General features: G+C 70.7%; 1 protein-coding gene. It reads right to left on the bottom strand.

All coding sequences use genetic code 11. From position 1 onward, the window contains the following. Window positions 1–28: 28 nt before the first annotated feature. Window positions 29–15,361 (bottom strand): type I polyketide synthase, encoded by a 15,333-nt coding sequence (locus KALB_RS07270; RefSeq protein WP_025355062.1) that lies wholly within the window; start codon window positions 15,359–15,361, stop codon window positions 29–31. Window positions 15,362–15,398: the final 37 nt, after the last annotated feature.

Here is a 15,398-nt window from a genome sequence, read left to right as displayed (position 1 = left end):
CTTGTCCTCGGACGTGGGCATCGCAGTCTCACACCTCTCGCGTGACGTCATCGAGGTCGGCCCCGTCCAGGGCCATGCTGATCAGGCTGTCGGTGTCCATCTCGTCGATCGACCCCGACTGCTCCGGCGGGCTGTCGACCGGTTCGGTGGCACCGGCCAGCTCCAGCAGGCTGTCCATCAGCCCGGAGTCGCGCAGCCTGCTCAACGGGATGCTGCCGAGGATCTCCCGCACGCGGTCCTCGGCCGAGCCCTCGGCCGGGGTCGTGCGCGGGCTCAGCTCGGCGTCGAGCTGCGCGGCGAGCACCTGTGAGCTGGGGTAGTCGAAGATCAGCGTGGGTGGCAGGCGGAGCCCGGTCGCGGCGTTGAGCTGGTTGCGGAACTCCACCGCCGTCAACGAGTCGAAGCCCAGTTCGCTGAAGGCCCGGTCCGGTTCGATGGCCTCGGTCCCGGCATGACCGAGCACGGCAGCCGCCTGGCTGCGGACCAGGTCCAGCAGCAGTTCCGCGCGGTCCTGCTCGGTCAGCCCCGCGAGCTGCTGGCGGAGCGCGGCCACCGGCACGGCCCCGGCTTGTGCGGTCCTGCGCACCGGGGTGCGGACCAGACCGCGCAGCACCGGGGGCACAGCATCCCCGGACAGTGCCTTGAGGTCCAGCTTCATCGGCACGGCAACGGGTTCGCCGCTGGTGGCCACCGAGTCCAGCAGCTCAAGTCCCTCCTCAGTGGACAGTGGCAGCACGCCGTTACGCGAGATACGGGACCGGTCGGTCGCGTCCAACTGGCCGGTCATGCCGCTGCTCTCGGCCCACAGGCCCCAGGCCAGCGAGGTAGCGGGCAGCCCCTGTGCGTGCCGGTACTGGGCCAGCGCATCCAGGTACGCGTTGGCAGCGGCGTAATTGCCCTGGCCGGGAGCACCGAGCACACCGGCGGCCGAGGAGAACAGCACGAAGTGGGTCAGGTCCCCGGCGAACTCGTGCAGGTTCCAGGCCGCATCCACCTTCGGCCGCAAGACGGTGTCCAGACGCTCGGGCGTCAACGAGCCGATCACCCCGTCATCCAGCACACCCGCGGTGTGCACGACAGCACTGACTGAATTTTCAGCCAGCAGTGCCCGTACCGCCTCACGGTCGGCAACGTCGCAGGCCAGGACCGCGCGGCCGTCGACCATTCCCCCGCTGCGACTGACCAGCACCAGGTGCTGGAACCCACGCTCGGCGAAGTGCCTGGTGACAAGTCGGCCCAGGGTCCCGGTCGCGCCGGTGATCAACACCGTGCCCTCGGGGTCCCAGTCCGCACCGGGCGCCAACTCCGCGACCCGGACCAGGCGAGCGCCGCGCACGGCCCCGTCACGCACCAGCACCTGCGGTTCACCGGCCGCGACGATGCCCGGCAGCAGGCTGACGGACCGGTCGTCGGTGTCCACCAGGACGATCCGGTCCGGGTTCTCCGACTGCGCGGAACGGACGAGCCCCCACACCGCGGCACCGGCCAGGTCGGTGACCTCCGGCCCGACCGCGCCCCGCGTGCGGATCACCAGCTTGGCGGCGGCGAACCGCTCCTCCGCCAGCCAGGACTGGATCAGCGCGAGCGCCTCGTGGGTGCGGGCGTGCACCTCGCCGCCGACGAACTGGGCGAGGACCACGTCGGCGCTGACCACCGAGGACAGGTCGGCGGCCGTGTCAACGCGGGCGACCTGGCCGTCCAGCGGGAGCGGTTCACCCAGCACCGCCCAGTGCCCGGCGGAGACGACCACCTCGGCGGCCAGCCGGGCCCAGTCGAGCCGGAACAGCGCGTCGTGGTGGGCGCTCACCTGGAGACCGGCCAGCTCGCGCAGTGCCAGCGAGCCGATCGTGGCGACCGGGGCACCGGCCGAGTCGGCCAGTTGCAGGGACACGGCGCGGTCCCCGGCTGGGGCCACCCGCACCCGCAGGCCGGTGGCCCCGGTCGCGTGCAGGTCCACTGTGGACCAGGAGAACGGCACCAGCGCCTGGTCACCGCCGACCGGGCTGAGGCTGATCGCGTGCAGTGCGGAGTCCAGCAGCGCCGGGTGCAATCCGAGCCGGTCCACCTCGGCGTCCTCGGGCAGGCTCACCTCGGCGAACACCTCGTCCCCGCGCCGCCACGCCGCCGAGAGGCCCTGGAAGGTCGGCCCGTACACCAGGCCGCTGGCCGCCAACTCGGTGTACAGGTCGGCGACCGGCACCGGTTCCGCGTCAGTCGGCGGCCACTGGGTCAGCTCGAACGAGGCGGGCTGGTCGGAGGCCGACAGCACCCCGTGGGCGTTCTTGGTCCAGGGCGCGTCCTCCAGTCGCGAGTGGACGGTCACGGTGCGCGTGCCGTCCTCCTGGGGCGCACCGACCGCGACCTGGACCTGCACCGTTCCGCTGGTCGGCAGCACCAGTGGCGCCGCCAGGGTCAGTTCCTCGACCCGGCCGCAGCCCGCCTCGTCACCGGCGCGGATCGCCAGCTCGACGAAGGCCGTGCCGGGCAACAGGATCGTGTCCCCGATGGCGTGCTCGGCAAGCCAGGGCGTGGTCCGCGCCGACAGCCTGCCGGTGAACAGGTAGCTTCCGGTGTCGGCCAGCTCGACGGCGGGCCCGAGCAGTGCGTGGTCGGAGGTGCCAGCCGGGTCGGCGCCGACGCTGTCCAGCCAGAAGCGTTCGTGCTGGAAGGCGTAGGTGGGCAGGTCGACTCGGCGCCCGCCTGCGAACACCGCGGCCCAGTCGGCCGAGGTACCGCCAACGTGCAGTCGGCTCAGCGCGGTGAGCAGCGTGCGCACCTCGTCACGGTCCCTGCGCAGGGCCGGGGCAAACGTGCCCTCCACGCACTGCTGGGCCATGCCGGTCAGCACACCATCCGGCCCCAACTCCAGGAACGTCGTGACACCAGCACTTTCCAGGTACTTCAGGCCGTCACTGAACCTGACCGCCTCGCGGACGTGCCGAACCCAGTACTCCGGAGTACACAGCTCATCGCCCGCCAACGCCCCGGTCAGGTTCGACACAACCGGAATCCTCGGCGCAGCGAAGTCCAAAGTGGACGCGATCTTCCCGAACTCCGCCAGCATCGGCTCCATAAGCGGCGAATGGAACGCATGCGACACCACCAAACGCCGAGTCTTACGACCCGCGAAAACCGCCACCACAGCGGCAACCGCATCCTCATCACCCGACACCACAACAGAATCCGACCCATTGATCGCCGCGATACTCACACCGTTAGTCAGGTGCGGAGCAACCTCCTCCTCAGTCGCCTGGACCGCGACCATCGCACCACCGGCCGGCAACTCCTGCATGAGCCGACCACGAGCCGCCACCAGCTTCACAGCATCAGCCAACGACAACACACCAGCCACATGAGCCGCCGACAACTCACCAATCGAATGCCCAGCAACATAATCCGGCCGAACACCCCACGACTCAACAAGCCGGAACAACGCAACTTCAATCGCGAACAACGCAGCCTGGGTGTACTGCGTCTGATCCAACAACTCCGAACCGTCGAAGATCACATCACGCAACGGCAACTCGAACTCGCCGCACACCACGTCAAACGCCCCAGCAAACACCGGGAACGACTCGTACAACTCACGACCCATCCCAGCCCGCTGAGCACCCTGACCAGTGAACAACAGTGCGAGCTTGCCCTCGGTCCTGGCCACACCCGTGATCACGTTCGGCGAGGGCTCGCCCGCGGCCAGCGCGCGGAGTCCACTGATCAGCTCCTCGCGGTCCGCTCCGACCACCGCCGCCCGGTGCGGGAACGCGGAACGCAGTGCCGCCAGCGAGTAGCCGAGGTCGTTGGGCGGCGCACTGTCCACAACAGACAGCAGTCGCCTTGCCTGGTCGGGCAGGGCGTCCTTGCTGCGCGCCGACACCAGCCAGGGCAGCACCGGACCGGTGGCCTTCGGCGGCTGAGGCTCCTCGGTAGGTGCCTGCTCGATGATGGTGTGCGCGTTGGTCCCGCTGATGCCGAACGAGGAGATGCCCGCACGACGCGGCCGTCCGCTGTCCGGCCAGGGCTGCGCCTGCGTCAGCAGTTCGACGGCGCCCGCCGACCAGTCCACGTGCGGGGACGGGGCGTCCACGTGCAAGGTCTTCGGCAGGACTCCGTGCCGCATTGCCATGACCATCTTGATGATCCCGGCAACCCCGGCCGCCGCCTGAGTGTGCCCGAGGTTCGACTTGACCGACCCCAGCCACAGCGGTTGCTCGCGGTCCTGGCCGTACGTGGCGAGCAAGGCCTGCGCCTCGATCGGATCACCCAGCGTGGTACCGGTTCCGTGCGCCTCCACCACATCCACGTCCGCGGTGGTGAGACCCGCGCTGGCCAGGGCCTTGCGGATCACCCTGCGCTGGGAGGGGCCGTTCGGGGCGGTGAGGCCGTTCGAGGCCCCGTCCTGGTTGATCGCCGACCCGCGCACGATCGCGAGCACCGGGTGGCCGTTGCGGCGCGCGTCGGACAGCCGCTCCACCACCAGCACGCCCACGCCCTCGGACCAGCCAGCACCGTCCGCCGCGGCGGCAAAGGATCGGCACCGGCCGTCACGGGAGAGCCCGCGCTGGCGGCTGAACTCGATGAACGCGCCGGGCGTGGCCATCACGGTGACACCACCGGCCAAGGCGAGATCGCACTCGCCCTGCCGCAGTGCCTGCGCGGCCAGGTGCAATGCGACCAGTGAGGAGGAGCAGGCCGTGTCCACCGTGACCGCCGGCCCCTCCAGCCCGAGGCTGTAGGCGATCCGCCCGGACACCACGCTGCCGGAGGCGGCGGCGCCCTCGTAGTCGTGGTACATGACCCCGGCGAACACCCCGGTCTGACTGCCCTTCAACAGGACCGGGTCGATGCCCGCGCGCTCCAGCGCCTCCCAGGACACCTCCAGCAGCTGGCGCTGCTGCGGGTCGGTGATCAGCGCCTCACGCGGGGAGATACCGAAGAAGCCCGGGTCGAACTCGGCCGCGTCGTGCAGGAACCCGCCCTCCCGCACGTAGCACTTGCCCTCCTTGTCCGGGTCCGGGTCGTACAGCCGTTCCACGTCCCAGCCGCGGTCCTCCGGGAACAGCGTGATCGCGTCGGCCTCCTCGGTGACCAGCCGCCACAGGTCCTCGGGCGAGCGAACCCCACCCGGGTAGCGGCAGCTCATCGCCACGATCGCGATCGGCTCGTCGTCCACAGTCGACGACACGGTCGGCGCCACGTCCTCGGCGGTGCCGGAGACCTCGGCGAGCAGGTAGTCGGCCAGGGCCGTGGTGGTCGGGTAGTCGAAGACCAGCGTGGCTGGCAGCCGCAGCCCGGTGGCCGTGGTCAACCCGTTGCGCAGGTGCACCGCGGCGAGCGAGTCGAAGCCCAGGTCCTGGAACGGCTTGTCCAGTTCGACGGCCTCCGGGGAATGGTGCCCCAACACCGTGGCGACGTGCGCTCGGACCAGGGCGATCACGGTGTCGCGGCGTTCCGGCTCGGACAGCCCGGCGAGCCGCTGGGCCAGTCCGGACGAGACCGAGGCGGCGACGGAGGCCGTGCCGCGGCGGACCGACCTGCCTGCCAGGCCGCGGAACAGCGCGGCACCCTGCTCACGCAACACAGGCAGGTCGAGCTTGACCGGTGCCACGGCGGCCGGGCCGCCCTGGGCGAGGTCGAACAGGGCCAGGGCCTCGTCGGTGTCCAGCGGCAACACGCCCGCGCTGGCCAGTTGCTCGCGGTCGATCTCGGCGGTCATGCCGCTGGTGGCCGCCCAGAAGCCCCAGCCCAGCGAGGTCGCGGGCAGACCGCGGGCACGGCGGTACTGGGCCAAGGCGTCCAGGTAGGCGTTGGCGGCGGCGTAGTTGCCCTGCCCCGGCGAGCCGAAGGTCGCCGCCACCGAGGAGAACAGGACGAACCGGTCCACCTCGCCGAGGAGTTCGTGCAGGTTCCAGGCCGCGTCCACCTTGGGGCGCAGCACCGCGTCCAGCCGCTCCGGGGTCAGCGAGCCGATCACCCCGTCGTCCAGCACACCTGCCGCGTGCACCACCGCACTGACTGAATTTTCAGCCAGGACCTGCCGCAGGGCCGCACGGTCCGCCGCGTCACAAGCGACCACGGTCGCCGCGGCACCCAGCTCGGCGAGCTCGGCGCACAGATCCTCCGCACCACCGCTGCGGCTCATCAACAGCAGGTTGCGCACTCCGTGCCGCTCGACGAGATGACGTGCCAGCAGCCGACCGAGTCCACCCGTACCGCCAGTGATCAGCACCGTGCCATCGGGATCCCAGCCGGTGTCCGGCTCCGTGACAGCGGCGCGGGCGAGCCGCGCGGCCAGGACCACGCCATCCCGGATTACCACCTGGGGCTCCCCAGAGGCCACGACCACGGGCAGCAGGCTCGCGGCCTCCGTGGCCGGGTCCAGGTCCACCAGCACGATCCGGTCCGGGTTCTCCGACTGCGCGGAACGGACGAGCCCCCACACCGCGGCACCGGCCAGATCGGTCACCTCGGCACCGACCGCGCCGCGCGTGACGATCACCAGCGTGGGTGAGTCGTTGCGCTGCAACACCTCCAGTGCCCGGTGCGTGACCTCGTGCACAGCACCGTTGATGAACGGCACGACCACCACGTCGGCCTCGCGCACGGCCTCGAACCCCTCGACCAGGTCCACCCCGGCGACCTGACCGGCGAGCCCGTTCAGCTGCTGCCCCACCACGGTCCAGCGCGCGGCGGACACGGCGGGTTCCACGGGAACCGGTACCCAGTCCACTTGGAACAGTGCGTCGGCAGCGGCAGGAGCCCGTACCGGGGCCATGGGCCGCAGCGTGAGTTCACCGACGGCCAGCACAGGGGCGCCAGTGGAGTCGGCGACTCGCAGTGCGACCGAGCCCGCACCGGTCGGCGTGATCTGTACCCGCAGGCTGGACGCGCCCGAGGCGTGCAGTTCGACGTCAGACCAGGCGAAGGGCAGCAGCGCTTCCTCAGCGGAGGCGGAGCTGAGGCCGATCGCCTGGAGCGCGGCGTCGAGCGCGGCCGGGTGCAGGCCGAACCGCCCTGGCTCCAAGGAGTCCGCCCCGGGCAGCGCCACCTCGGCGAACACCTGCTCGCCGTGCCGCCAAGCCGAACGCAGACCGCGGAACACCGGCCCGTAGGTGAGACCGGCCTCGGCCGCGGTGGCGTGGAAGTCCTCCAGCGACAAGGATTCGGCGCCACTCGGCGGCCACGCCGTCAGCTCGAAGGCTGGCTGACCGGCAGTTGGGGCCAGGATCCCGCTGGCGTGCCGCAGCCACGGCGAGTCCTCCGCGGCGTCCTCACGACGCGAGTGGATGCCGAGCACACGGCGCCCATCGGCGTTCGGGGCCCCGACGAGGACCTGGACCTGGACGCCGCCGCGCTCCGGCAGCACCAGCGGGGCCTCGATCGTCAACTCGGCGAGCAGGCCGCAGCCGACCTCGTCACCGGCCCGGACCGCCAGCTCGACGAAGGCCGTGCCGGGCAACAGGATCGTGCCGCCGATGACGTGATCAGCCAGCCAGCGGTGCGTGCCGACCGAGATCCGCGCGCTGAACAGCACACTGTCGGAGTCCGCGAGCGGTACGGCCGCGCCGAGCAGCGGGTGGTCGGGCGAGGTGAGCCCGAGCGAGGCGACATCGCTGGTCGTTGCGGTGGAGTTGAGCCAGAACCGCTCGCGCTGGAAGGCGTAGGTGGGCAGGTCGACCCGGCGGGCACTGGGGAAGACCTCGGCCCAGTTGACGGTTCGGCCGGTCACGTGCAGTTGCGCCAGGGCGGTGGTGATCGTCTCGACCTCGTCGCGGCCCTTGCGCAGCGCGGACACCAAGGTGCCCTCCACGCACTGCTGGGCCATGCCGGTCAGCACACCGTCCGGCCCCAACTCCAGGAACGTCGTGACACCAACGCTCTCCAGGTACTTCAGACCATCACTGAACCTGACCGCCTCGCGGACGTGCCGAACCCAGTACTCCGGAGTACACAGCTCATCGCCCGCCAACACCCCGGTCAGGTTCGACACAACCGGAATCCTCGGCGCAGCGAAGTCCAAAGTGGACGCGATCTTCCCGAACTCCGCCAGCATCGGCTCCATAAGCGGCGAATGGAACGCATGCGACACCACCAAACGCCGAGTCTTACGACCCGCGAAAACCGCCACCACAGCGGCAACCGCATCCTCATCACCCGACACCACAACAGAATCCGACCCATTGATCGCCGCGATACTCACACCATCGGTCAGGTGCGGAGCAACCTCCTCCTCAGTCGCCTGGACCGCGACCATCGCACCACCGGCCGGCAACTCCTGCATGAGCCGACCACGAGCCGCCACCAGCTTCACAGCATCAGCCAACGACAACACACCAGCCACATAAGCCGCCGACAACTCACCAATCGAATGCCCAGCAACATAATCCGGCCGCACACCCCACGACTCAACAAGCCGGAACAACGCAACTTCAATCGCGAACAACGCAGCCTGGGTGTACTGCGTCTGATCCAACAACTCCGAACCGTCGAAGATCACATCACGCAACGGCAACTCGAACTCGCCGCACACCACGTCAAACGCCCCAGCGAACACCGGGAACGACTCGTACAACTCACGACCCATCCCAGCGCGCTGCGACCCCTGACCAGTGAACAGCACACCCAGCTTGCCGGTGCTCCGCGCAGTGCCGGTGACCACTGCGGGCGACACCTCGCCGGAGGCGATGGCGGTCAGCGCGGTGAGCAGGCTCGCGCGATCCGTGCCGACCGCGGCGCCCCGGTGCTCGAACTGGGCGCGCGAAGTGGCCAGCGAGTAGCCGAGGTCGGACAGGTCCAGCTCGGGACGAGCCTCCACATAGGACACGAGCTGCGCGGCCTGTGCGGCCAGGGCCTGCTTGGTGTGCGCGGACAGGACCCAGGGCAGCGCACCCACCGGGATCCCCTGCGGGGCGGGCTCGTCGACCACAGGCGGCTGCTCGATGATCACGTGGGCGTTCGTGCCGCTGACGCCGAACGAGGAGATGCCCGCACGACGCGGCCGACCGTCCTCGGGCCAGGGCTTGGCCTCGGTGGCCAACTCCACGAACCCGGCCGACCAGTCCACGTGTGGGGTCGGCTCGTCCACGTGCAAGGTCTTCGGCACCACGCCGTGCCGCATGGCCATGACCATCTTGATGATCCCGGCAACACCGGCCGCCGCCTGGGTGTGCCCGAGGTTGGACTTGATCGACCCCAGCAACAGCGGCTCGGCGCGATCCTGGCCGTACGTGGCCAACAGCGCCTGCGCCTCAATCGGATCACCCAACGTGGTACCGGTTCCGTGCGCCTCAACGGCTTGCACCTCGTTGACGGTGAGCCCCGCGTTGGCCAGGGCCTGGCGGATCACCCGCTGCTGCGAAGGACCGTTCGGGGCCGTAAGACCGTTCGAGGCACCGTCCTGGTTGATCGCCGAGCCACTGATCACCGCCAGCACCGGGTGCCCGTTGCGGCGCGCGTCGGACAGCCGCTCCACCACCAGCACGCCCACGCCCTCGGACCAGCCAGCCCCGTCCGCGGCGGCGGCGAAGGACTTGCACCGGCCGTCACGGGAGAGCCCGCGCTGACGGCTGAACTCCACGAACATCTCGGGAGTGGACATGACGGCGACGCCACCGGCCAGGGCCAGGGTGCAGTCGCCCTGCCGCAGCGACTGGCAGGCCCAGTGCAGGGACACCAGCGAGGAGGAGCACGCGGTGTCCACGCTGACCGCGGGGCCTTCGAGCCCGAAGGTGTAGGCGACCCGGCCGGAGACGAGGCTGCCGGTGCCGCTGTTGCCGAGGTAGTCGTGGTACATGACCCCGGCGAACACCCCGGTTCGGCTGCCCTTCAGCGTGCCGGGATCGATGCCCGCGCGCTCGAACGCCTCCCAGGACGCCTCCAGCAGCAGGCGCTGCTGGGGGTCCATGGCAAGGGCCTCGCGCGGGGAGATGCCGAAGAACGCCGGGTCGAATTCGGCCACGTCGTGCAGGAAACCGCCGTCGCGGACGTAGCTCTTGCCCTCGGCGTCCGGGTCCGGGTCGAACAGCGCGTCCACGTCCCAGCCACGGTCGGTGGGGAAGGGCGTCACCACCTCCTCACCACGAGCGACCAGCTGCCACAGGTCCTCCGGCGAGCGGACGCCACCCGGGTAGCGGCAGCTCATCGCCACGATCGCGATCGGATCATCGGCGTTAGGTCCACTCAGGACGGTCACGGGTACGTGCTCGGCGAGGGTGCCGAGCAGTTCTCCGTACAGGTGGCGGGCGAGCACGGTCGGCGTCGGGTAGTCGAACACCAGCGTGGCGGGCAGCCGCAGGTCGGTGGCCGTGTTGAGCCGGTTGCGCAGTTCCACGGCGCTGAGCGAGTCGAAGCCCAGTTCCTGGAAGGCCCGGCCCGCGTCCACGGTCTCGATGGTGGCGTGGCCCAGGATCGAGGCGACCTGCGACCGGACCAGGTCGACCAGCGCGGGTTCGCGGTCCTCCTCCGGCAACGAGGCAAGCCGCCGACGCAGTGAGTCCACATCGGACTGATCACCGGTGGCCGCGGCTCGCCGCGTGCTGGGCACCAGGGAGCGGAACACCGGCGGCACCGCTTCACCGCGTGCTCGCAGTGCCCCGAGGTCCAGCCGTACCGGGACGAGTGCGGCCTCGCCGAGCGACAGCGCCGTGTCGAACAGGGCCAGGCCCTCGTCGGAGCCGAGCGGGCGGACCCCCGACTGGGAGATGCGCTGCCGGTCGGAGGCGTCGAGTTGCCCGGTCATGCCGCTGGCCTGGTCCCAGAACCCCCAGGCCAGTGCGGTGGCGGGCAGGCCCTGTGCGTGCCGGTGCTGGGCCAGGGCATCCAGGTAGGCGTTGGCGGCGGCGTAGTTGGCCTGCCCGGGGTTGCCCGTGACCCCGGCGATCGAGGAGAACAGCACGAAGTGGGTCAGGTCCCCGGCGAACTCGTGCAGGTTCCAGGCCGCGTCCATTTTCGGCCGCAGCACCGCGTCCAGGCGTTCCGGGGTCAGCGAGCCGATCACCCCGTCGTCCAGGACACCCGCGGTGTGCACGACGGCACCGACTGAATTTTCAGTCAGTAGGCTCCGCACCGCCTCCCGATCAGCCACGTCACAGGCGGCCACGGTCGCCGCAGCGCCCAACTCCGCAAGATCCGCGAGCAACTGCTCGGCGCCGGGGGCGTCCCCGCCTCGACGGCTCACCAGCAGCAGGTTGTGCACGCCCGAGGCCGCGAGGTGCTTGGCCACCAGCCCGCCCAGCGTGCCGGAGGCGCCAGTGATCAACACGGTTCCGTCGGGGTCCCACCCGACCGGCGTGTGCTCGGCGGCGGCCCGAACACGACCGAGCCGGGGCACCCGCACGGCGCCCGCACGCAGGGCGGCCTGCGGCTCGCCGGAGCCGACAACGGCGGCCACGAGGTGTGCGGACTCGGCAGCCGGGTCCAGGTCGACCAGCACGATCCGGTCCGGGTTCTCCGACTGCGCGGAACGGACGAGCCCCCACACCGCGGCTCCGGCAAGATCGGCCACATCGCTGGTGACCGCACCGCGGGTCAGCACGACGAGCCTGCTGGCGGCGAAGCGTTCGTCGGCCAGCCAGTCCTGGAGTTGAGGCAACACGCGGTGCACGGCCCCGTCACCGAATGCTGGCAGCACAACGATGTCCGCACCCACCGCACTGTCCAGGTCGGCGACCGCCTCGCCCAGCCCGAGCGATTCGGCGCCGAGCACGGCCCAACGCCCACCGGTCGCGCTGCCGAGTCGGCCGGGTTCCCAGTCCAGGCGGTACAGGGACTCGTGGTAGCCGGTGCGGGAGAGTTCCGCCGTGACCACGGGGCGCAGCGCGAACGAGCCGATCGACAGCACCGGAGCACCCGTGCTGTCGGCCACCTCGACCGACACCGAACCGCCGACTGTCGGGGCCACCCGGACCCGCAGGGTGGACGCGCCGGTGGCGAACAGCTCCACCTGGGACCAAGCGAACGGCAACAGCACCTGGTCGCCAGCCGAAGCACCGAGCCCGACGGCTTGCAGCGCGGCGTCAAGCAGCGCGGGGTGCAGCCCGAACTGGGCGGCGTCGGCGGGCGATGACAGCGCGACCTCGGCGAAGACCTGGTCTCCGTGGCGCCACGCGGCCCGCAGGCCCTGGAACACCGGGCCGTACGCCAACCCGAGCTCGGCCGCGTCCCGGTAGAAAGCCTCCAGCGACACGGGTTGGGCGCCTGCGGGCGGCCACTGGGTCAGCGCGAACTCGGCAGGCCGCGCGCTGGGTGCGACCGTGCCGGTGGCGTGCCTGGTCCACGGCTCCTCGTCGACCCGGGAGTAGACGTTGAGCGCGCGCCGGTTCGCGGAGTCGGCCGCGCTGAGGGAGATCTGCAACTGCACGGCCCCGCGTTCGGGCAGCACCAGCGGCGCTTCGAGGGTCAGGTCCTCGACCCGGCCGCAGCCGACCTGGTCGCCCGCCCGGATCGCCAGCTCGACGAAACCCGTGCCGGGAAAGACAACCACGTCACCGACGGCGTGGTCGGCGAGCCACGGGTGGCTGTCCAGGCCGAGGCGGGCGGCGAACACGAGGCCGTCGGAGTCGGCGAGCACCATGGCGGCGCCGAGCAGCGGGTGGTCGGCGGCGATCAGCCCGGCGGAGGCCACGTCGCCCACACCAGCGGTGACCTCAAGCCAGTAGTGCTCGCGCTGGAAGGCGTACGTCGGCAGGTCGACGCGTCGGCCACCCGGGTAGATGGCCGCCCAGTCCACGCCGACGCCTCGCACGTGCAGTTCGGCCAGCGACAGGTACAGGCGGTGCAGCCCGCCCTCGTCGCGGCGCAGCGTGCCCGTGACGACCGCGTCCTGGCCCACGGCGTCCAGCGTCTCCTGCAGGCCCACCGTCAGCACCGGGTGGGCGGAACACTCCACGAAACCGCCGAACCCCTCGGCGGCCAGCGCGCGCACCGCGGGGTCGAACTCCACCGTGCGGCGCAGGTTGTCGTACCAGTACTGGGCATTCATGGCCGAGGTGTCGATCCAGCCACCGGTCACGGTGGAGTAGAACGGCACCTCACCGGTCCGCGGCGAGACGGGACCGAGATCGGCCAGCAGCCTGTCGTGGATCAGCTCCACCTGCGCCGAGTGGGAGGCGTAGTCCACCGCGATCTTCTTGACCCGGATCTTGTCCGCGCGGAAGGCGGTCATCATCTCGTCCAGCGCCTCGGACGCGCCCGAGACGACGACCGAGTTCGTGCCGTTGACCGCGGCCAGCGACAGCCGTCCGTCCCAGGCCGCCAGGCGCGGGGCCACGTCCTCGGCGGACAGCGCCACCGACACCATGCCGCCCTTGCCCGCCAGCACGTCCCGGATCGCCGCGCTGCGCAACGCCACAACCCGAGCAGCGTCCTCAATGGATAGTGCACCGGCGACACAGGCCGCCGCGATCTCCCCCTGCGAGTGACCGATCACCGCGGCGGGCCGCACACCCAGCGACTGCCACACGGCCGCCAACGAGACCATCACCGCCCACAGCGCGGGCTGCACCACGTCGACCCGGTCGAACGAGGGAGCGCCCTCGGCGCCACGGATCACGTCGAGCAGATTCCAGTCCACAAAGGATGACAGTGCCGCGGAGCACTCGGCGAGCCGCTCGGCGAACACGGGCGAGGACTCGACCAGCTCGGCTGCCATGCCGACCCACTGTGAGCCCTGGCCCGGGAAGACGAACACCAACCGTGAGCCCACCAATGCCGTACCCCGGACGACATCGGCGGGAGATTCGTCGGCGACCAACGCGGTCAGCCCGGCGAGCAGGGACTCGCGGTCGCCCCCGACGAGCACCGCGCGGTGTTCCAGTGCGGTACGAGTCGTACCGAGGGAGAACCCGACATCGGCCAGGTTCAGCTCGGGGTTGTCGCCGAGCAGGGAAAGCAGGCGAGTCGCCTGGGACCGCAGGCCGCGTGCGGACTTGCCGGACAGCACCCACGGCAGGACCGTGGGCTCGGCGGGCTCGCTCTCCACAGTGGACGGTTCGGGTTGTTCGAGGATGATGTGCACGTTGGTGCCGCTGACGCCGAAGGAGGACACCCCGGCACGGCGCGGGTGGCCCAGTTGCGGCCACGGCTGGGACTCGGTGAGCAGGCTCACCGCACCGGCCGTCCAGTCCACGTGGCTGCTCGGTTCGGTGACGTGCAGGGTCTTCGGCAGGGTCTCGTGCCGCATCGCCATGATCATCTTGATCACCCCGGCGACCCCGGAGGCGGCCTGGGTGTGGCCGATGTTGGACTTGATCGACCCCAGCCACAGCGGGCGGGAGCGATCCTGGCCGTAGGTGGCCAACAACGCCTGCGCCTCAATGGGATCGCCCAGGGTCGTGCCCGTGCCGTGCGCCTCCACCGCGTCGATCTCCCCCGCGGGCACGCCCGCGTTGGCCAGCGCCTGGCGGATCACCCGCTGCTGCGAAGGACCGTTCGGGGCCGTAAGACCGTTCGAGGCACCGTCCTGGTTGATCGCCGAGCCGCGGATGACGCCGAGCACCTGGTGGCCCTTGCGGCGGGCGTCGGACAGCCGCTCCAACACCAGCAGCGCGCCGCCCTCGGACCAGCCCGTGCCGTCCGCGGACTCCGAGAACGCCTTGCACCGGCCGTCCGGGGCGAGCCCGCGCTGCTTGCTGAACGCGACGAAAGCCGAGGGTGTAGCCATGATCGTGACACCACCGGCGAGCGCCAGCGTGCACTCCTTGTTGCGCAGGGCCTGGGTGGCCAGGTGCAGCGCGACCAGTGAGGAGGAGCACGCGGTGTCCAGGGTGACCGCGGGTCCCTCGAAGCCGAAGGTGTAGGAGATCCGGCCGGACAGCACCGCGGCCACCGTGGCGGTGGTCTGGTAGGCCTCGGTGCCCGCCGGGGACTTCTCGATCAGGTCCCCGTAGTCCTGGCCGTTCGAGCCGACGAACACCCCGACATGGCTGCCGCGCAGACAGGACACGTCGATGCCGCCGCGCTCGAACGCCTCCCAGCTCAGCTCCAGCAACATGCGCTGCTGGGGGTCCATGGCCACGGCCTCGCGGGGTGAGACGCCGAAGAAGTCCGCGTCGAACTCGGCCACGCCACTGACAAAGCCACCCCGGCTGACGTAGCTCTTGCCGCTGTCGTCGGGGTTGTCGCCGAACAGGGCCGCGGTGTCCCAGCCGCGGTCCTCGGGGAAGGCCGACACCGCGTCGGTGCCCTCGGCGACCAGACGCCACAGCTGCTCCGGCGAGTCGACGCCTCCGGGGTAGCGGCAGGTCATCGCGACGACCGCGATGGGTTCCTGCACACCGGACTCCAGCTCCTGAAGGCGCTCGCGGGTCTGGTGCAGGTCCGCGGTCACGCGCTTGAGGTAGCCCAGGAGCTTGTCTTCGTTCGCCATCAGAGCCCTCGCCAGTGTGTTGTGTCCAGGGAAGCCG

Origin of the sequence: Kutzneria viridogrisea DSM 43870 (assembly GCF_000525635.1) — a bacterium.
Taxonomy (GTDB): Bacteria; Actinomycetota; Actinomycetes; order Mycobacteriales; family Pseudonocardiaceae; genus Kutzneria; species Kutzneria viridogrisea.
Note: the sequence above shows the minus strand (reverse complement) of the source record. Positions and strands in the feature narration are given on the sequence as shown.

Coding starts and splice junctions, on each gene's coding strand:
- KALB_RS07270 (WP_025355062.1), bottom strand. CDS start 15,361: ATGGCGAACGAAGACAAGCTCCTGGGCTACCTCAAGCGCGTGACCGCG.